Origin of the sequence: Desertibaculum subflavum (genome assembly GCA_003576705.1) — a bacterium.
Classification (GTDB): Bacteria; Pseudomonadota; Alphaproteobacteria; order Ferrovibrionales; family Ferrovibrionaceae; genus Desertibaculum; species Desertibaculum subflavum.
Map to the genome: position 1 here is coordinate 75,475 of QOZS01000019.1, position 19,782 is coordinate 95,256.

The 19,782-nt window shown below is 68.0% G+C and carries 13 protein-coding genes; 6 read left to right on the top strand and 7 right to left on the bottom strand.

The genetic code is table 11. The features are described 5' to 3' along the window. Positions 1-76: 76 nt before the first annotated feature. The 5 genes from apbC (at position 77) to DT074_RS12220 (ending at position 7,014) form a co-directional block, all read left to right on the top strand. A complete protein-coding gene (gene apbC / locus DT074_RS12200) occupies positions 77-1,231 on the top strand; it encodes an iron-sulfur cluster carrier protein ApbC (protein ID WP_119420132.1) in 1,155 nt (384 codons plus the stop codon). Between the two features lie 126 nt (positions 1,232-1,357). Continuing rightward, positions 1,358-2,506 (top strand): TAXI family TRAP transporter solute-binding subunit, encoded by a 1,149-nt coding sequence (locus DT074_RS12205; protein ID WP_119420133.1) that lies wholly within the window; start codon positions 1,358-1,360, stop codon positions 2,504-2,506. A 73-nt stretch (positions 2,507-2,579) separates the two neighbouring features. Continuing rightward, positions 2,580-3,713, top strand: a complete 1,134-nt coding sequence (locus DT074_RS12210) for a TAXI family TRAP transporter solute-binding subunit (protein WP_119420134.1) — start codon at positions 2,580-2,582, stop codon at positions 3,711-3,713. 114 nt (positions 3,714-3,827) lie between these two features. Beyond that, on the top strand, positions 3,828-4,964 hold the full coding sequence (locus DT074_RS12215; RefSeq protein WP_119420135.1) for a TAXI family TRAP transporter solute-binding subunit: 1,137 nt from the start codon (positions 3,828-3,830) through the stop codon (positions 4,962-4,964). A 43-nt stretch (positions 4,965-5,007) separates the two neighbouring features. Continuing rightward, the gene (locus DT074_RS12220; RefSeq protein ID WP_119420136.1) at positions 5,008-7,014 is read left to right on the top strand and encodes a TRAP transporter permease; all 2,007 of its coding nucleotides are present in this window, start codon (positions 5,008-5,010) and stop codon (positions 7,012-7,014) included. A 153-nt stretch (positions 7,015-7,167) separates the two neighbouring features. On the opposite strand, the gene DT074_RS12225 is transcribed toward DT074_RS12220, so the two are convergent. The 4 genes from DT074_RS12225 to DT074_RS12240 all read right to left on the bottom strand — a co-directional run bounded on the left by DT074_RS12225 (position 7,168) and on the right by DT074_RS12240 (position 14,544). After that, positions 7,168-8,403, bottom strand: coding sequence for a hypothetical protein (locus tag DT074_RS12225; protein WP_162914850.1), 1,236 nt, complete (start codon positions 8,401-8,403; stop codon positions 7,168-7,170). A 113-nt stretch (positions 8,404-8,516) separates the two neighbouring features. After that, the gene (ppdK, locus tag DT074_RS12230; protein WP_119420138.1) at positions 8,517-11,369 is read right to left on the bottom strand and encodes a pyruvate, phosphate dikinase; all 2,853 of its coding nucleotides are present in this window, start codon (positions 11,367-11,369) and stop codon (positions 8,517-8,519) included. 6 nt (positions 11,370-11,375) lie between these two features. Then, positions 11,376-13,448, bottom strand: a complete 2,073-nt coding sequence (gene glyS / locus DT074_RS12235; RefSeq protein WP_119420139.1) for a glycine--tRNA ligase subunit beta — start codon at positions 13,446-13,448, stop codon at positions 11,376-11,378. Between the two features lie 217 nt (positions 13,449-13,665). Next, the gene (locus DT074_RS12240; RefSeq protein ID WP_119420140.1) at positions 13,666-14,544 is read right to left on the bottom strand and encodes a glycine--tRNA ligase subunit alpha; all 879 of its coding nucleotides are present in this window, start codon (positions 14,542-14,544) and stop codon (positions 13,666-13,668) included. 410 nt (positions 14,545-14,954) lie between these two features. Here DT074_RS12240 and DT074_RS12245 point away from each other — a divergent pair, with 410 nt between their 5' ends. Beyond that, the gene (locus DT074_RS12245; RefSeq protein ID WP_368744630.1) at positions 14,955-16,643 is read left to right on the top strand and encodes a peroxidase family protein; all 1,689 of its coding nucleotides are present in this window, start codon (positions 14,955-14,957) and stop codon (positions 16,641-16,643) included. A gap of 98 nt (positions 16,644-16,741) precedes the next feature. On the opposite strand, the gene DT074_RS12250 is transcribed toward DT074_RS12245, so the two are convergent. From DT074_RS12250 to DT074_RS12260, 3 genes are all read right to left on the bottom strand, one after another. Then, entirely contained in the window at positions 16,742-17,566 is an 825-nt protein-coding gene (locus tag DT074_RS12250) for an SDR family NAD(P)-dependent oxidoreductase (RefSeq protein WP_119420141.1), read from the bottom strand. A gap of 70 nt (positions 17,567-17,636) precedes the next feature. Further along, positions 17,637-19,112 carry an ATP-binding cassette domain-containing protein gene (locus DT074_RS12255; protein ID WP_119420142.1) on the bottom strand — a complete coding sequence of 492 codons (1,476 nt, stop codon included), beginning with the start codon at positions 19,110-19,112 and terminating at the stop codon, positions 17,637-17,639. 240 nt (positions 19,113-19,352) lie between these two features. After that, positions 19,353-19,782: methylated-DNA--[protein]-cysteine S-methyltransferase (locus DT074_RS12260; RefSeq protein ID WP_162914851.1), on the bottom strand; the 430-nt coding region annotated here is incomplete at its 5' end.

Here is a 19,782-nt window from a genome sequence, read left to right on the forward strand (position 1 = left end):
GACAAACCGGCAGGCGGCGCCCGGTTCGACGATCCGGCGTCGCACCGATATTGGGCCGGGGGGCGGATTTTCAAGCATGGCCGAGATCTCGCGCGAACAGATAATGAATGTGCTGTCCGGTGTCGTCGATCCCGACACGGGCAAAGACGTCGTCCGCGCCAACATGGTCAGCGGCCTGGTGATCAAGGGCGGCAACGTCGGTTTTGCCCTGGAAGTCGATCCCGCCGAGGCGCCGCGCAAGGAGGCCTTGCGCAAGGCCTGCGAGGCGGCGGTCGACGCCATTCCGGGCGTATTGTCGGTCTCGGCGGTGCTGACCGCCCACCGGGCGAGCCCGGCCGCCGCCGCCGCCCCGCGGGGCCAGGCGCACGCTCACGGGCACGCCCATGGGCCGGCCGGCGGCCAGCCGCGGCCGGCGGAGAAGCCGGCAATCGAGGGCATCCGCAGCATCGTCGCCGTCGCCTCGGGCAAGGGCGGGGTCGGCAAGTCGACCACCGCGGTCAACCTCGCCATCGCGTTGCGCGACCGCGGCCTCAAGGTGGGGCTGCTGGATGCCGATATCTACGGGCCTTCGATTCCGCGCATGCTCGGCATTTCCGGCCGGCCGCAATCGCCCGACGGCAAGAAGCTGATCCCGATGCAGAACTGGGGCATCGTCTGCATGTCGATCGGCTTCCTGATCGCCGAGGACACGCCGATGATCTGGCGCGGCCCGATGGTGATGAGCGCGCTGGAGCAGATGCTGCGCGAAGTCGCCTGGGGCCCGCTCGATGTGCTGGTGGTCGACCTGCCGCCCGGCACCGGCGACGCGCAGCTGACCATGGCGCAGCGGGTGCCGCTGACCGGCGCGGTGATCGTCTCGACGCCGCAGGACATAGCGCTGCTCGATGCCCGCAAGGGGCTTGCCATGTTCCGCCGGGTCGATGTGCCCGTCATGGGCATTGTCGAGAACATGAGCTATTTCTGCTGCCCGAATTGTGGGCACCGGACCGAGATCTTCGCCCATGGCGGCGCCCGCAAGACGGCGGCAGAGCTCGGCTGCGACTTCCTCGGCGAGATCCCGCTCGATATCCGCATCCGCGAGACCTCGGATGCCGGCGAGCCGATCGTGGCGAGCGAGCCGGGCTCGCCGCATGCCGCCGCCTATCGCGCCATCGCCGAGAAAGTGGCGGCAAAGATCGAAGAGGCGCTGGGCGAGCAACAGCGGCGCGCCCCGAAGATCGTCATCCAATAATCTGCAGCGTGCCCGAGTCACGCTTCGTTAACACGTCGTTGCTTGGATGTGCCGGCAACCGGCGGTAGCATGCCCCCCGATTCGGCGGCGGCATGACCGCGGATCGTCCCTAGGGAGGCAATTAGAATGTCGCGTGTTGCGCTTACGGCTACGGCCGCCGTGTTGGCCGTGCTTCCGTTTTGCGGTTCCGCTTCGGCCCAGGACATCAAGCTGCCGAAGCAGCTTTCCTGGACGGCATACGACACCGGCTCTTCCGGCTTCAACATAGCGGTGGCGATCGGCCAGCAGGCCAAGAAGCATGGCACGGATGTGCGCGTGCTCGCCGCCAGCAACGACACTGCCCGCCTCGCCCCGCTGCGCTCCGGCCGCACGGCGGCTTCGGCGATGGGCACCGGCGTGTTCTACGCCCAGGAGGGCGTCTACGAATTCGGCACTCGCGAATGGGGTCCCCAGCCGATCCGGCTGATGATGAGCTCGATCTCCTGCAACGGCGCCACGCTCGGCATCGCCAAGGACACCGGTTTCAAGGAGGTCAAGGACCTGAAGGGCAAGCGCGTCGCCGTCGTCGTCGGCTCGCCGGCCCTGACGCAGAACGCCATGGCGATCCTGGCCTTCGGCGGGTTGACGGCGAAGGACGTGAAGATCGTCGAATTCTCCGGCTACGGCGCAATGTGGAAGGGGATCGTCAACAACGAGGCCGATGCCGGCTTTGCCTCCACGATTTCGGCGCAGCCCAAGGAAGTCGAGACCTCGCCGCGCGGCCTGGTCTGGGCCCCGACGCCGGCCGCCGACAAGGCGGGCTGGGACCGCATCATGAAGATGGCGCCCTATTACCAGCCGCATCAGGCGACTTGCGGCGCCGGTCTCAGCAAGGACAAGCCGCTGGACGGCGCGACCTTCGCGTACCCGATCTTCTCTGCATATGCGAGCACTCCCGAAGATCAGGTCTATGCGATGACCAAGCTGATGATCGTCGAGTACCCGAACTACAAGGATGCCGCGCCGGGCGCGGACGGGTTCGACGTCAAGAAGCAGTCGCTGGAATGGGCCATTCCCTATCATCCGGGCGCCGTGAAGGCGCTGAAGGAAGCCGGCGTGTGGACCGACAAGGCGGAGAAGCACAACCAGGCGCTGCTCAAGCGTCAGGAGCTGCTCGCCACCACCTGGAAGGCCTACAACGATACCAAGCCTGCGGACGACAAGTTCCTGCCGGGCTGGATGGCCGCCCGCAACGCGGCATTGAAGAAGGCGAATCTCGACGTTGTGTTTGAGTAACCCGGTCGACCGGGTAGATTGACGCGCTGCATCCCGGAATCCACCGGGAGCAGCGAGGACAGGGAGGTCCGAAATGCGACGTGCACTCGTCGCCGCGGCGTTGTTGAGCGCCGTCGGCATTCCGGCATATGCCCAAGACCTGAAGTTCCCGGCCCAGATGTCGTGGACTGCCTATGACACCGGCTCGTCCGGCTTCAACATGGCAGTCGCCATCGGGCAGCAGCTGAAGAAGCACAAGAGCGATGTCCGCGTGCTGGCGGCCGGCAACGACACCGCCCGGCTCGCGCCGCTGCGTTCCGGCCGGGCCGTCGCCTCGGCCATGGGCATCGGCACTTATTTCTCGCAGGAAGGTGTGTTCGAGTTCGGCACCCGCGAATGGGGTCCGCAGCCCGTGCGCGTCATCCTTTCCTCGTCCTCGTGCAACGCGATCTCGCTCGGCGTCGCCAAGGATACCGGCGTCAAGGAGATCAAGGACCTGAAGGGCAAGCGGGTCGGCATCGTGGTCGGCTCGCCGGCGCTGACGCAGAACGCGCTCGGCGTGCTGGCCTTCGGCAACCTGACGGCCAAGGACGTCAAGCTGGTCGAGTTCTCGGCCTACGGCGCCATGTGGAAGGGCATGCTCAACAACGAGGTGGATGCCGCCATCGCCTCCAACATCTCGGGCCAGGTGAAGGAGGTGGAGGCCTCGCCGCGCGGCATCGTGTTCCCGCCGACGCCGGCCTCCGATACCGCCGGCTGGGCCCGGGTGAAGAAGGTGACGCCCTATTACGCACCGACGAAGTCGACCTGCGGCATCGGCGCCTCGAAGGAGAATCCGGCAGAGCTGCCGAATTATCCCTACCCGATCTTCATGACCTATGCGTCGCAGACCGAGGACTTCGTCTACAACCTGACCAAGGCGATGATCGTCGAGTATCCGAACTACAAGGACGCCGCGCCGGGCGCCGACGGGTTCGACGTCAAGCGGCAGGACCTGACCGGCGCGATGCCCTATCACGCCGGCACGGTGAAGGCGCTGAAGGAGGCCGGGGTCTGGACCGCGGAAGCCGAGAAGCACAATCAGGCGCTGGTCAAGCGGCAGGACGTGCTGGCGGGCGCCTGGAAGGCGTTCATCGATTCAAAACCTGCCGATGACAAGTTTGCCGACAACTGGATGAAGGCTCGGCGGGACGCTCTGACCAAGGCGGGCCTTGATCCGGTGATGTAATCGCAACCGGGCGTGGCGCGACCCGCCACGCCCGGTTAGATTGCAGCCCGTTTTGAGTCCCGGCGTGGTCGGCCTTCAGGCTGGCACCGCCCCAGCCTAGGAAGGAAGCGTTCCATGCGCGTAGTTATTGCAGTCGGCGCCGCGTTGCTGGCGTCGACGACGGGCGCGTTTGCCCAAGACCTCAAGCTCCCCAAGCAGCTTTCCTGGACCGCGTACGACACCGGCTCGTCCGGCTTCAACATCGCCGTCGCGGTCGGCCAGCCGTTCAAGAAATACGGCACCGACGTGCGCGTGCTGCCGGCCGGCAACGACACGGCGCGCCTCGCGCCGCTGCGCTCGGGCCGCTCGGTCGTCTCCGCCATGGGTGTCGGCGTCTACTTCGCCCAGGAAGGCCTGTTCGAGTTCGGCTCCAAGGAATGGGGGCCGCAGCCGGTCCGCGTCATGCTGGCCTCGACCTCGTGCAACGGCCTGACGCTCGGCGTCGCCGGCGATGTCGGCGTCAAGGAAGTGAAGGACCTGAAGGGCAAGCGCGTCGCCGCCGTGGTCGGCTCGCCCGCCCTGACGCAGAACGCCTATGCGATCCTCGCCTTCGGCGGCCTGACTCCGAAGGACGTCAAGATCGTGGAGTTCTCTTCCAACAACGCGATGTGGAAGGGGATGATCAACGGAGAGGTGGACGCTGCCTTCACCTCGACGATCTCCGGCCAGTCGAAGGAGATGGAGACCTCGCCGCGCGGCATCGTATGGCCGCCGGCGCCGAAGAGCGACACGGCCGGCTGGGACCGCCTGAAGAAGGTGGCGCCGTTCTTCAAGCCGCATGTCGCCACCTGCGGGGCGGCCGGCCTGAAGGAGAAGCCGGTCGAGATGCCGACCTATCCGTATCCGATCTTCACCGCCTATGCGAGCCAGCCGAACGAGCTGATCCATGCGATCACCAAGGCGATGATCGTCGAGTACGACAACTACAAGGCCGCGGCGCCGGGCGCCGATGGACTGGAGGTCAAGCGGCAGGACCTGGAATGGGCGGTGCCCTATCATCCGGGCACCGTGCAGGCGCTGAAGGAGGCGGGCGCCTGGACGCCGGCCGCCGAGGCCCATAACCAGAAGCTGGTCAAGCGGCAGGAAGTTCTCGCCACCGCATGGAAGGCCTATAACGACGGCAAGCCGGCCGAGGATGCCTATGCTGCGGGCTGGCTCAAGGCCCGGGCCGATGCGCTGAAGAAGGCCGGCATGGATCCTGTGACCGAATAACGAACACGCCTGTAGACGCTCAAGGGACGACGGCAGCAGCAGCATGACGGACAAGGATACGCTCACGGCGGAAGCGGCACCCGCTGAATCGGAGACCACGCGGATCCGCAGGCTCTCCGGCGGATGGAAGGCGTTGCTCATAGTCTGGACGTTGGCGACGCTCTTCCTCTGCATCAATCAGCAGTTCACGCTTCGGTTCTTCGTCGGCTTCACGATGTTGAACACCGAGTACTACTACCTCCTCGTCCTGCTGCTGCTGCCGCTCGTCTTCATCCTCTTCCCCGGATCGCAGCGTGCACCGCTCGACCGGGTACCCTGGTACGACACCGCGTTGCTCGTGATCACCACCGGCGTGGGCATCCACCTGATGCTCTACGTGCGCCAGGCGGCCGCGATGGGCTGGGAGCGCGGGGGCGCGCCGGACGAGCTGGTCTGGTCCTGCTACGCCATGTGGGCGCTGCTGATGGAGGCGCTGCGCCGCACCGGCGGCATGGCGCTGATGCTCTCCATCCTGCCGTTCTCGCTCTATCCGCTCTTCGCCGGCTGGATGCCCAGGCCCTTCACCGGCGACCAGACCGACATCGTCGAGACCGCCTCGTTCCACATGCTGTCGAGCGAGAGCCTGCTCGGCATCGCGCTGCAATCCTTCGCCGAGATCGTGATCGGCTTCCTGGTGTTCGGCGCGGCGCTGCAATTCACCGGCGCCGGACGCTTCTTCATCGACCTCGCCTTCGCGCTGACCGGCCGCTTCCGCGGCGGCGCCGCCAAGACCTGCATCTTCGCCTCCGGCCTGCTCGGCATGATGTCGGGCTCGATCATCGGCAACGTGCTCACCGCCGGCACCATGACCATCCCGGCGATGAAGAAGTCGGGCTTCCCGGCCAGCTACTCCGGCGCGATCGAGGCCTGCGCCTCGACCGGCGCCGTGCTGGCGCCGCCGGTGATGGGCGCGACCGCCTTCGTCATGGCGCAGTTCCTCGGCGTCGGCTATGCCGAGGTCGCGCTCGCCGCCGCCATCCCCGCCCTCCTCTACTATTTCGGCCTTTTCATGCAGGTCGACTCTTACGCGGCGCGCCGCAACATGAAGGGGCTGGAGCCGCACGAGATCCCGAATCTGCTCGAGGTGATGAAGAAGGGCTGGTACTTCATCTTCGTCATCGCGCTGCTGGTCTTCATGCTGCTGATCATGAAGCGCGAGAGCCATGCGCCGTTCTACGCCACCGCGCTGCTGCTCGTGCTGAACCAGCTGTTCTCCGACAAGCGCTGGGGCCTCAAGGAACTGGTCGCCTTCATCGAGATGAACGGCCGCCTGTTCGTCGAGCTGGTCGGCATCCTGGCCGGCGTCGGCCTGCTGATCGGCGCCTTCTCGATCACCGGCCTCACCTCGACCCTGACCAACGAGATCCTGCTGCTCGCGGGCGGCAGCGTGTTCGTGCTGCTGCTGCTCGGCGCGGTGACCAGCTTCATCCTCGGCCTCGGGCTGACCACCACGCCCTGCTACATCTTCCTCGCCATCCTGCTGGCGCCGGCACTGGAGAAGGCCGGCCTGAACAAGATGGCGGTGCACATGTTCGTCTTCTACTGGGGCATGCTGTCGTCGATCACCCCGCCGGTCGCCATCGCCTCCTTCGCCGCCGCCTCGATCGCCGGCGCGCCGGCGATGAAGACGAGCTGGGAATCGATGTGGGTCGGCAGCATCATCTACTTCATCCCGTTCTTCTTCGTCTTCAACCCGGCCTACGTCCTGGAAGGGCCGCTGACGGAGTCGCTCTACCTCACGGTCACCACCGGGCTCGGCATCGTCGCCATCTGCGGCGGGTTGCAGGGCTACCAGGTCTTCGCCGGCAACCTCAACCGCACCGGCAACCTGGAATGGCTGCTCCGCGGCCTGCTGGTCATCGGCGGCTTCGGCCTCGCCATGCCGGGCGGCGGGCTGACCGGCTATTCCACCAACCTGACCACGATCATCGGCCTCGCCATTCTGGTGCCGACCCTGATCGCGGCCCGGGTGCTGATCGGCCGCAGCCACCCGACGATGGTCCGCGCCTGACGACGCTGGGCAATGCCCCTCCCCCAACTTGTTGGGGCAGGCGGGGGTGAGGGTTTTTGTGTTTTGCCCATGCGCGGCGCGACGGCCGAGGAAAAACACAAAAGCCCCCACCCTGCCCTCCCCCGCGCCGCTGCGCGGCACGAGGGAGGGTTCTCACTCGGCGGCTTGCGCGAGCGCGGGCTCGGGTTGGGGAAGGTTGCGGATCTCGGTCATGACCTCGGCGACGACCGGGCCCATCGCGGGATCGGTGTCAAGCAGGTGGTGGACGAAGCCGAGCACGTCGATGCGCGGCGGCGGCGGCGGCGCGGTCACAGGCTGGGGCTGGGGCTGGGGCTGCGGCGCGGGCGCGGCGCGTTTGTTCCTTTTCTTCGGGCCGAAGATGCCGAGCGCGCGGCCGATGGCCTTGTGGGCCGCGAGGGCGGTGGAGACGAGGCCCTGCTCCAGCGCGAGGTCGCGGAGCCGCTCCAGCCGATGCCTATGCGCCTGGAGCGGATCAAGGCCTTCGCAGAGGGGCAGCCGGGACGGCGCATCGGTGCCGCGGCGCATCCGTTCCTCGAGCCGGTCCTCGTAGACGCAGACATCGCCCTTGGCCTGGGCGATGATCCGCTGGTCCTCGAGCTCGGCCAGGGCCTTGCGGGCGCCGCGGACGGTGATGCCGTGGCGGCGGGCGATACGGAAGGCCCAGCTCTGGAAACGGTCGTCCTCGGGGAAGTCGACCGGGTCGTTGGCGCGGTCGAGCATGACCTCGATCAGGGCATGGCGCGCGGCGGGACTGAGCGCCCGGTCGGCATTGACCTTGGCGACCAGGACCAGGGTCGCCGTCTCGGGCGCGCCGAGCGGGGTTTCGTCCTCTTCAGGTTCAGCCGTCGCATCCGGCGCGCGGCGCATCTGTTCCCCGGTCAGGAGCGCGCGGCCGAGGGCGCGCTCGGCCGAGACGGCGGTCGCGATCCGCTTCGCCGCCACCGCGCGGTCGCGCAGGCTGGCCAGCATGTCGAGATACTCGGCCGGGCTCGGATCGGCCCGCGCCGCACTCAGGAAGGTCCATTCGCGGGCAAGCTCGGGCTGTTCGCCGGAATCCGCCGGCGGCCCCTCGCCGGGGCGGAAGAAATGTCCGTTCGGCCGGAGCGTGAGGCAGAGCTGCTCGACCAGTTCGGCGATCGCCTGCCGGACGGTGCGCTCCGCCAGCGCAAGCTGCCGGGCCAACGCCCGCACCGGCGGCCGGGCTGGCAGGACGAACGGGTCGTCCACCGCGAGGCTCAAGGCGACCAGCACCTGCTTGGCCGCCGGGGTCAGCGCCGGATGGCGGATGGCGCGCAGCACATGCTCCCGGCGATACAGGCAGGACCACTCCAAGAGCGAGCGCTTGCGGGGAATATGAGTGTCGGACATGACGGCATCCATCTGAGAATGCCGTATGATACAATATTATTGCCTGAACCGCAACATCGGTCCGCGGGTCCTCTTTGCCCTTGAGGCGAGGGACTTAGATCCCCGGGGGCAGCTCACGCCTCGCTCGCCGGCTTCTCCTTGTTGATCGCGGCCTGCGCGGCGGCCAGGCGCGCGATCGGCACCCGGTAGGGCGAGCAGGACACGTAGTCGAGGCCGATCTTCTCGCAGAAATAGATCGAGGCCGGGTCGCCGCCATGCTCGCCGCAGATGCCGAGCTTGAGATCGCGGCGCGCCTGGCGGCCGCGCTCGACCGCGATCTGCATCAGCTCGCCGACGCCCGCCGTGTCGAGGCTGGAGAACGGATCGGCCGGCAGGATGCCCTTCGCCACGTAGTCGTCGAGGAAGGACGCGGCGTCGTCGCGGCTGATGCCGAGCGTGGTCTGCGTCAGGTCGTTGGTGCCGAAGGAGAAGAACTCGCCCACCTCGGCGATCTCTCGCGCGCGTAGCGCCGCGCGCGGCAGCTCGATCATGGTGCCGACGAGATAGGAGAGCTTCGTCCCCGTCTCGGCCATCACGGCCTTGGCGGCCTCGTCGACCACGCGCTTCATCATCTCGAGCTCCTGCCGCGTTGCCACCAGCGGGATCATGATCTCCGGCACGACGCTGCGTTTCAGCTCCTTCGCCACCGCCGCCGCCGCCTCGAACACGGCGCGCGCCTGCATGGCGTAGATCTCCGGATAGGTGATGCCGAGCCGGCAGCCGCGATGGCCGAGCATCGGGTTCGCCTCCTCGAGCTGGCGCTCGCGGTGCTTGAGGGTCGCGATGTCGACCCCGGTCGCCTTCGCCACCGCGTCGAAATCCGCCTCCGTCTTGGGCAGGAATTCGTGCAGCGGCGGGTCGAGGAAGCGGATGGTGACGGGCAGCCCCGCCATGATGCGGAACAGCTCGACGAAATCCTGCCGCTGCATCGGCAGGATCTTGGCCAGCGCCCGCTCGCGCCCCGCCTTGTCGGCGGCGAGGATCATCTCGCGCACCGCGGCGATGCGGCTCGCCTCGAAGAACATATGCTCGGTGCGGCAGAGCCCGATGCCCTCGGCGCCGAACTTGCGCGCCGTCCCCGCATCGAGCGGCGTCTCCGCATTGGTGCGCACCTTCATGCGGCGCAGCTGGTCGGCCCATTGCATCAGAGTGCCGAACTCGCCCGACAGCTCGGGCTCGATCGTCGGCACGGTGCCGAGGATCACCTCGCCGGTCGAGCCGTCGATGGTGATGGTGTCGCCCTGACGCACCGTATGGGTGCCGACCGTCATCACCTGGCCGCGATAATCGATGCGGAGCGCGCCGGCGCCGGAGACGCAGGGGCGCCCCATGCCGCGCGCCACCACGGCGGCGTGGCTGGTGGTGCCGCCGCGCGCGGTGAGGATGCCCTTGGCGGCGTGCATGCCGTGGATGTCCTCGGGTGACGTTTCCACGCGGACCAGGATCACCGGCTCGCCGCGGCCGGCCCAGGTCTCGGCGTCGTGGGCGTCGAACACCACCTTGCCGCTGGCCGCGCCGGGCGAGGCGGCGAGGCCCTTGGCGATGACCTGCTTCTCGGCCTTGGGGTCCGGCGTCGGGTGCAGCAGCTGGTCGAGCGAGGCCGGCTCGATCCGCGTCACCGCCTCGGCCTTGGAGATCAGCTTCTGCTTCACCATGTCGACGGCGATCTTGATCGCCGCCTTGGCGGTGCGCTTGCCGGAGCGGCATTGCAGCATCCAGAGCTTGCCGCGCTGCACGGTGAACTCGATGTCCTGCATGTCGCGGTAGTGCCGCTCCAGCCGGTCGCAGATGCGGCGCAGCTCCCTGTAGGTCGCGCCCATGCTCTCCTCCATCGAGGGCAGCCTGGAGCCGACCTTCTGCTTCTCGGCGATGGTGATGTGCTGCGGCGTGCGGATGCCGGCCACCACGTCCTCGCCCTGGGCGTTGACCAGGTATTCGCCGTAGAACGAGTTGTCGCCGGTGGAGGGATCGCGGGTGAAGGCGACACCGGTCGCCGAGGTGTCGCCCATATTGCCGAACACCATGGCCTGCACGTTCACCGCGGTGCCCCAATCGGCCGGGATGCCGTGGATGGCGCGGTAGGTCTTGGCGCGGTCGTTCATCCAGGAGCCGAACACGGCGGCGATGGCGCCCTTCAGCTGGTCGCGCGGCGCCTGCGGGAACGGCTTGCCGAGCTTCTCCTTCACCTTGGTCTTGTATTCCTCGACGATCTGCCGCCAATCGGCGGCGTCGAGATCGGTATCCAGGCTGACGCCCTTGTCTTCCTTGTGCAGTTCGAGGATCTCCTCGAAATTCTCGTGGCCGACGCCCAGCACCACGTCGGAATACATCTGGATGAAGCGGCGGTAGCTGTCATAGGCGAAGCGCTCGTCGCCCGACTGCTTCGCCAGCCCCTGCACCGTCACGTCGTTGAGGCCGAGATTGAGCACGGTGTCCATCATGCCCGGCATCGAGGCGCGGGCGCCGGAGCGCACCGAGACGAGCAGCGGGTTCGACGCATCGCCGAACTTCGCGCCGACGATCTTCTCGACCCGCGCCAGCGCCGCATCGATCTCGGCATCCATGCCGGCCGGATAGGTCTGCTTGTTGTCGTAGTAGTACGTGCAGACCTCGGTGGTGATGGTGAAGCCGGGCGGCACCGGCAGGCCGAGATTGGACATCTCCGCCAGGTTGGCGCCCTTGCCGCCGAGCAGGTTGCGCATCGCGGCAGCTCCCTCGGCCTTGCCGTCGCCGAAGGCATAGACCCATTTGCGCTTGCGCGCGGCGGCCTTGGCCTTGGGCGGAGGCGATTTCGGCGTCGCGCGCTTGGCGGCCGCGGGTTTGCGCGCGGCCACAATCCGGCGCGCGGCCGGCTTCGCCGCTGGCTTCTTCTTCGCGACCTGCTTCGCCTTGGGTGCCGCCTTCTTCGCCTTGGCCTTCTTCGCCATGTCGCTTCAGCCTTCCAGCTTGGAGAAATCCGCCACCCGGTCGAGCACGCCGCGGATCGAGGCGAGCAGGTTCAACCGGTTGGCGCGCAACGCCGGGTCGTCGGCGTTCACCGTCACCTTGTCGAAGAATGCGTCGACAGGATGACGCAATTGGGCAAGGGCGCGGCAGGCGCCGGCGAAATCTTCCGCTTTCAGCGCGCTCTCGGCGGCCGGCCGCGCCTTGCCGATGGCCTGCCAGAGCGCCGTCTCCTCCGACTGCGCCAGCGCGCCGTCGCTCACCGCGCCATCATAGGCGCGGCCATCCTTCTTCTCCTCGATGCGCAGGATGTTGGCGGCACGGCGATAGGCGGTCAGCAGGTTGGCGCCGTCCTCGCTCTGCAACAGCTGCGCCAGCGCGTCGACGCGGGCGCGCAGCCGGATCAGATCGTCCTCGTGGCCGAGCGCGAACACGGCAGAAACCAGGTCGTGCCGCACGCCCTGCTCGCGCAGATGCACCTTCAACCGGTCGGCGAAGAAATCCAGCAGGTCGTCGGCCGGGTCCTTGCCCTTCACGCCCTCGCCGAATGTCGCGTAGCCGAGCCAGGCATCGACCAGGATCTTGCGCAGCGGCAGGCGCAGGCCGTTCTCCATGATCACGCGGATCACGCCGAGCGCCGCGCGGCGCAACGCGAAGGGGTCCTTGGAGCCGGTCGGCCTCTCGCCGACACCGAAGAAACCGATCAGGGTGTCGAGCTTGTCGGCCAGCGCCACGGCGACCGAGACCGGCGCGGTCGGGCAGCGGTCGGAGGGGCCGAGCGGTGCGTAATGGTCGGCGACGGCGTCGCAGATTTCGGGCTTTTCGCCGTCATGGCGGGCGTAGTAACGCCCCATGACGCCCTGGAGTTCCGGGAACTCGCCGACCATCTCGGTGACCAGATCGGCCTTGGCGAGCAGCGCCGCGCGCGCGGCGAGTTCGGGATCGGCCTTCACATAGGGCGCGATGACGCGGGCGAGCTTCTGCATCCGCGCCACCTTGTCGGCGACGGTGCCGAGCCTGGCGTGGAACACGATGTCGCCGAGCCGCGTCACTCGCGCTTCGAGCCTGGTCCTGCGGTCCTGGTCCCAGAAGAAGCGGGCATCGGCGAGGCGGGCGCGGATGACGCGCTCGTTGCCGCCCACGATCGTGGCGCCGCCATCCTGGGTCACCATGTTGGCGACCACGACGAAGCGCGGCGCGAGGCTGCCGTCGTGGCGCTCGAGCGAGAAGTATTTCTGGTGCGACCGCATCGCGGTGGAGAGCGCCTCGCGCGGCACGGCAAGGAACTCCTCCTCGAAGCCGCCGAGCAGGACGACCGGCCATTCGACCAGACCGGCCACTTCCTCGGCGAGGCCCGGATCCTCCACCAGCTTCAGCTGCTCGGCCTCGGCGAGCTTGCGGGCATCGGCCAGGATCGCGTCGCGCCGCTCTTCGTGGGCCAGGCGCACGCAGGCGATGGAGAGCTTGGCGACGTAATCGTCGTGGCCGTTCACCGCGAAGGGCGCGCCGCCCATGAAGCGGTGGCCCTCGGTGGTGTCGGCGGCGGTGAGATGGCCGACCTTGATCGGCACCACCGCGCCGTCGAACAGGCAGAGGATGCGGTGCAGCGGCCGCACCCAGCGCATCGTATGCGTGCCCCAGCGCATGGATTTCGGCCAGGGCAGCGCCTCGATGGCGCCGGGCAGGACCTCCGCCAGCACGTCCGCCGTCGCACGGCCGGCACGGCTCTTCACCGCGAACCAGGTCTTGCCCTTGGACGTGTCGCGCAGCTCGGCGCCGGAGAGATCGGCGAGGCCGGCATTTTTCAGGAAGCCGTTGATCGCCGCCTCGGGCGCGCCTTCGCGCGGGCCCTTCACCTCCTCGCTGAGATCGGGCTGGCGCGCCGGCAGGCCGGCGAGCGCGAGCGCGAGCCGGCGCGGCGTGGTGTAGATGGTCGGCTTCGGAGTGCCGAGCCCCGCGGCGGCGAGCCGGTCGCCGACCAGCTTCGCCAGATCCTCGCCGGCGCGCCGCTGCATGCGCGCGGGGATCTCTTCCGAGAGCAGTTCGAGCAGGAGGTCAGGCATCAGCCTCTCCCGCAACAAAAAGCCCTCTCCGCCCGCAACGCGGGGGGAGAGGGTTGGGTGAGGTGGGGAGGATGCGGTTCGCCATGCGCGCGCAGACGCTGATGCGTTGCGCATCGGCGATTCTCGTCGAGGCGCGGCGCGCCCCACCTCTCCCAACCCTCTCCGCCCCTGAGGGGCAGAGAGGGCTTAGCGCGGGGAGCGACCATCGAGCCCACCATCACAAATGCCCCCCGGCCTTGAGGTAGCCCTCGCAGCAGCCTTTCGCCAGCGCGCGGACGCGGCCGATATAGGCGGCGCGTTCGGCGACGCTGATGACGCCGCGGGCGTCGAGCAGGTTGAAGCGGTGGCTGGCCTTGAGGCACTGGTCGTAGGCCGGCAGCGGCAGGCCCTTGCCGAGCAGCGACTGGCACTCCGCCTCCGCCTCGGCGAACTGGCGGAACAGGATCTCGGTATTGGCGTGCTCGAAATTATGCGCCGAGAACTGCTTCTCGTTCTCCAGGAAGACTTGGCCGTAGGTGTAGCCGCGGCCGTTCCAGTCGAGATCGTAGATCGAGTTCTTGCCCTGCAGGTACATGGCGATGCGCTCGAGCCCATAGGTGATCTCGCCCGCGACCGGATTGCAGTCGAAGCCGCCGACCTGCTGGAAATAGGTGAACTGCGTCACCTCCATGCCGTCGCACCAGATTTCCCAGCCGAGCCCCCAGGCGCCGAGCGTCGGGCTTTCCCAGTCGTCCTCCACCAGGCGCAGGTCGTGCAGGCGCCAGTCGATGCCGATGGCGGCGAGGCTGCCGAAATACTTGTCGAGGATGTCTTCCGGCGACGGCTTCAGGATCACCTGGAACTGGTAGTAGTGCTGCAGCCGGTTCGGATTCTCGCCATAGCGGCCGTCCTTCGGCCGGCGCGAGGGCTGCACATAGGCGGCACTCCAATGATCCGGCCCCAGCGCGCGGAGCGTGGTGGCGGGATGGAAGGTGCCGGCGCCGACCTCCATGTCGTAGGGCTGCAGCACCACGCAGCCCTGGCCGGCCCAATAGCTCTGCAAACGGAGAATCAGATCCTGGAAGGACGGGGCCTTGGCGGGCCCTGAATCCGGCATGCGCAACACCTGGCCGAAGTTTCGAAGTGGAATCGGGGGATTCCCGCTGGCGGCGCCCGTTTTTACAGGGCACCCGTTAAGCGTCAAGGAACGCACCGCCGCGGCCCGCCGCAGGAGCCGAACGGGGCTTCACCGGACTTCCGGAACCAGGCAGGCCCCTGTTCGGGCACTACCGGAGCCGCGGCGGAGGCATAGTCTGTGACAATAGAATGACTTGCATGAAGCGAATAAGCCGGATGTGGCGAACCCGCAACGCTTTCCTCTTCACAGTAGATCTTGCCTAACGAATACTTATTTTTGCGAGCCTCAACAATACAATTGGCCAACTTTGAAAGCTAATTTCGTCCGCAATCCATATAATTACTTCGGGTGAGGCGCATAAGCCGCCAATTGGCGGGGGAGACAGCATCATGCGCCATATTCGCAAACACTACATGGTGGTCGGCGAGGGCATGCTCTCGCGCGACGAAGCCGGGAAGCCGGTCTGCTACCGCGCGCCCTCCAATGTCGAGCTCCGGGAGTTCCGCTTCTCGCGGCTCGGCCCCAAGGGCAAGCCGGCCTCGGACGCGCTCTGCCTCGCGCTCGGCGAGGCGATGACCAAGCCCGGCAACCAGCCGGACGCCAAGGACCCGATCATCCCGGCGGGCTTCACCTATCTCGGCCAGTTCGTCGATCACGACATGACCTTCGACCGCACCGAGCTCGCTTTCGGCTCGCCGGTGACGGTGGAGGAGCTGGTCCAGGCCCGCTCGCCGGCGCTCGACCTCGACTGCCTTTATGGCCGGGGCCCGGGCGATCCCGAGGACAGGATGCTCTACAGCGACGGCGTGCGGCTGAAGATGGGCAAGACCGCCGCGGTGCCCTTCCCCGATGGCGGCACCAATCGCGATATCGACGGATATGACCTGCCCCGCTCGGGCCAGGGCGCGACGCCCTCGGCCAGGCGCGCGGCGCTGATCGCCGATCCGCGCAACGACGAGAACCTGATCGTCGGCCAGACCCACCTCGCCATGATGCGGTTCCACAACCGCGTGGTCGAGAAGCTGGCCGCCGCCGGAACGCCGAGCCACGACCTGTTCGAGCGGGCGCGCGAGCAGACGACCAAGCATTACCAGTGGATGCTCAGGCACGATTTCCTGGACCGGATCTGCTCGCCCGGCATCGTCGACGAGGTGTTCTCCAAGGGCCGCAAGTATTTCGAGGTGCCCTGCCAGCCCGGCACGACGCCCGCGAGCTATATGCAGATCCTGCCGGGCGACGCGCCGACCATGCCGATCGAGTTCTCGGTCGCGGCCTATCGGCTGGGCCACAGCATGATCCGCGGCGCCTATCAGTGGAACCGCGTGTTCAAGGCGGGCGGGCCCGGCGGCGTCGGCACGCTCGACCTCTTGTTCCGCTTCTCCGGCACCAGCGGCACCTTGTCGCCGCCGCCGCCGGCCGGCCTCGACGACCGCGATGCCGGCACCTTCGAGCGGCTGCCGACCAACTGGGTCGCCGATTTCCGCCGGCTGTACAATTTCGAGAACGAGACCGACCGCAAGGATCTCGGCTTCCCGAACCCGGATGCCGAATTCAACATGGCGAAGCGCATCGACACGCTTCTGGTCGATCCGCTGAAGACCCTGCCGATCGGCTCGTTCGGCGGCAACCCGTCGAGCCCGCCGAACGACCGCAACCTCGCCTTCCGCAACCTGGTGCGCGGCAACATGGTGGAGCTCGCCAGCGGCCAGCAGATGGCGAAGCTGCTCAATGCGACGCCGCTCGCCGCCGGCAAGATCATCGAGGGCGCCGGCGGCGCCGACGTCACCAACCTGGACGCGGCGCTGAAGAAGGAGCTGACCGACAACACGCCGCTCTGGTTCTACATCCTGCGCGAGGCGGAGCTGAACAACGGCCGGCTCGGCGATGTGGGCAGCCGCATCGTGGCCGAGACCTTCCACCGCGCCATGGAAGCCAGCCGCTATTCGATCGTGCGCGACCCGACCTGGCGCCCGAGTCTCGGGCCGGATGCCAGCACGTTCCGCATGACCGACCTCCTGCTCTTCGCCTTCGAAGGCAAGAAGGACCTGCTCAACCCGCTCGGTGACGCGGCGCCTTAACCGCTAAGTACGCCAAGGGCGCAAAGGAACGCGAAGATGATTTTCTTCAGTTCCTTTGCGCACCTTCGCGCTCTTCGCGTCTTGGCGGTGAATCGCTCTCACAAGCCGCCGTTGACCACCAGGCACTGGCCGGAGACGTAATCGCTGTCGGGGCTGCAGAAGAGGTAGACGGAGCCGGCCGCCTCTTCGGGGAGGCCGCCGCGGCCGAGCGGGATCATCTGGTTCATAGCCGAGATGCGGCCGCCCTGCACGCCGATCTTCACCGTGCGGCCCTGCACCTCGATGGTGCCGCTCTCGCCTTCCTTGAGCGGCTGGGTCAGCCGCGTCTGGATGTAGCCGAAGGCCACGGCGTTCACCGTCACGTCGTAGCGGCCCCATTCCTTGGCGAGCGTCTTGGAGAGGCCGACGATGCCGGCCTTGCCCGCCGAGTAGTTGGCCTGCCCGGCATTGCCGTTGACGCCGGAAGTGGAGGAGATGTTCACCACCTTGCGGACGATGCGCTCGCCGCGGCCGCGCTCCTTCTCCACCTCGTCGCGGAAGTGGTTGAAGAACGAGCGCAGGATGCGGAACGGCGCCGTCAGGTGCACGTCGAGGATGGCGTACCATTGCTCGTCGGTCATCTTCTGGATCACGCTGTCCCAGGTGTAGCCCGCATTGTTCACCACCACGTGGCAGCCGCCGAAGGCGTCGACCGCGGTCTTGACGATGCGGTCGCCGAAATCCGGCTTCGACACGTCGCCGATGCAGGCGACCGCCTTGCCGCCCATCTGCTCGATGGCGGCGATGGTCTCCTTGGTCGGCGCCTCGTCGATATCGTTGATCACCACTTTCGCGCCGTCGCGCACCAGGCGGAGCGCGATCTCGCGGCCGATGCCGCGGCCCGAGCCGGTGACGATGGCGACGCGATTGTCGAGCTGACCCATTGGGCTTTCTCCCGGATATCTGTTCTTGGAATGGGCCGGAAGCTAGCCGATCCCGGCCCGCGCGCAAGCATCATGCCTCGACCAGCCTTCCGCGCTCGACCCTGAGGAACCGCGTGCCGACGGCGCGCACGAACCAGCGGTCATGCGAGACCAGCAGGCAGGTGGCGCGGTGCTCCAGGATCTCGGCTTCGAGCCGCTCGCGGCCGGCGATGTCGACATGATTGGTCGGCTCGTCCAGCAGGTAGAAGTTGGGCGCGACGAGGCGGAGCGCGAGCAGGCCGAGCCTGGCCTTCTGGCCCGGTGAAAGCTGCGCGATCCGGCGGCGCTGGGTTTCGATGTCGAAGCCGGCGCCGGCAAGCAGCGACAAGGCGCGCTGGTCGCCCGGGCGGAAGGTGCCGGCGATGAAGCCGAGCGGCGTCTCCTCCGCCGGGAGCTGCGCCATCTGCTGGTCGACATAGCCGGTGACGGCGCTCGGACTGACGGTGACGCCGGGCACCGCCTCGCCTTGCGCGGCGCGATGCAAGAGGCGGATCAGCTGCGACTTGCCGATCCCGTTGGCGCCGCCGACCACCACGCGCTCGCCCTGGTGGAGGCGGAGCGCGCCGGTGCGGAACAGGGCGCGGCCGTCCGGCGCCGTCACGGTGATGTCGTCGAGCCGCGCCAGCACTTTCGCATGGCTGTCGCGGGCGTCGAGGCGGAGCTCGCCGGCGCGTTCGCGGTGCTGGGGCTTGAGGCTTTCCTCGATGGCGTCGGCGCGGGCGCCGAGCTGCTTCGACTTCTTGAGCCAGAGATCGCTGCCCGAGTTGATGCCGACATTGCGGTGATGGGCGGCGCTGCGGCGGAGCCGCTCGACCTCCTTGGCGTCGCGGGCGAGCTTCGCCGCTTCGGCCGCCTCGTCCTCGGCGAGGGCGGCGCGGGCACGGCTGAACGGCAGCGGATAGAGCCGCGAAAGCTCGGGCCGGAGGAACAGCGTGCGCGTGGTGCAGGCATCGAGGAAGGCGCGGTCGTGGCTCGCGATCACCATCGCCGTACCCTCGGTGCCGTGCCGCAGCCAGTTCTCCAGCATCTCGAGCCGATCGCCGTCGAGATGGTTGGTCGGCTCGTCGAGCAGCAGCAGGTCCGGCTCGGCGATCCCGGCGCGGGCGATCAGCGCGAGGCGCTGCCAGCCGCCGCTGAGCTCCGCCAGCGGCCGGTCGCGCATCTCGGCCGGCGTCTCGAAGGCGTCGAGCGCGAGGTCGACCTTCCAGCCATTGGCCTCGCGCTCGGCCAGCGCGAGCGCGCGACGCACCGTTTCGGCGAGCGGCAGGTTGAGCAAGGTGTCCGGCACGTCCTGCTCGACGAAGCCGAGGCGGAGGCCGCGGCGGCGGACGATCTCGCCGGCGCCGGGCTCCAGCTGGCCGGCCAGGCAGCGCAGCAGGGTCGTCTTGCCGGCGCCGTTTCCGGCGATCAGGCCGAGACGATCGCCCGCATGCAGGGTGAGATCGAGATTCTGGAACAGAAGCCGGGGCGAGGCGATGCCGAGGCTCTTGAGTTGGATCAGGCTCATGTCGTCTCTCTGGTCCTTACCGGTCGCTTCAGCGACGCGGCGTCATGCCGATGAGGCAGGCGGAGCCAGAGACAGGGTGAGGCTTGTCAGGCCCGGCTTTCGGCCCGCCCCGCAACGCGATGCTGCGGGGCCGGAACGGGTCCGCGCGGGTGATGCTGATTGTAGCTGCTCACGCATCCCTCCCGCGGCCGGGTGTTGACGACGCAAACTGGATACACCGCGCGCGGCGCAACCGGCAAGTCAGAACAGGCTCTTCTGGCGCGGGCCGATATCGACGCCTTCGAGGGCGAGCAGCTTCGCCTTGGTGGCGACGCCGCCATAGGCGGAGAAGCCGCCGGCATTGACCTCGCCGCGCTTCTGCGCGGTGCCGAGCACGCGGTGGCAGGGCACCACGACGGGCAGCCGGTTGCGCGCCATGGCGATGCCGACTTCCTGCGCCTCGCCCGGCGCGCCGGCGCGGGCGGCGAGCTCGCCATAGGTGACCGTCTCGCCCCAGCCGACCTCGCGCAAGGCCGCATAGACCTTGGCGTGGAACGGATCCACGCCGGCGATATCGACCGGAAGGTCACGGAAATCCGAGCGCGCGCCGGCGAAATGGTGCTGCAGCGCCGCGCGCGCGGCGGCGATGCCGGGCGGCGGCTCGGCGGCGCGGGCGCCGCTGCCGGCACGG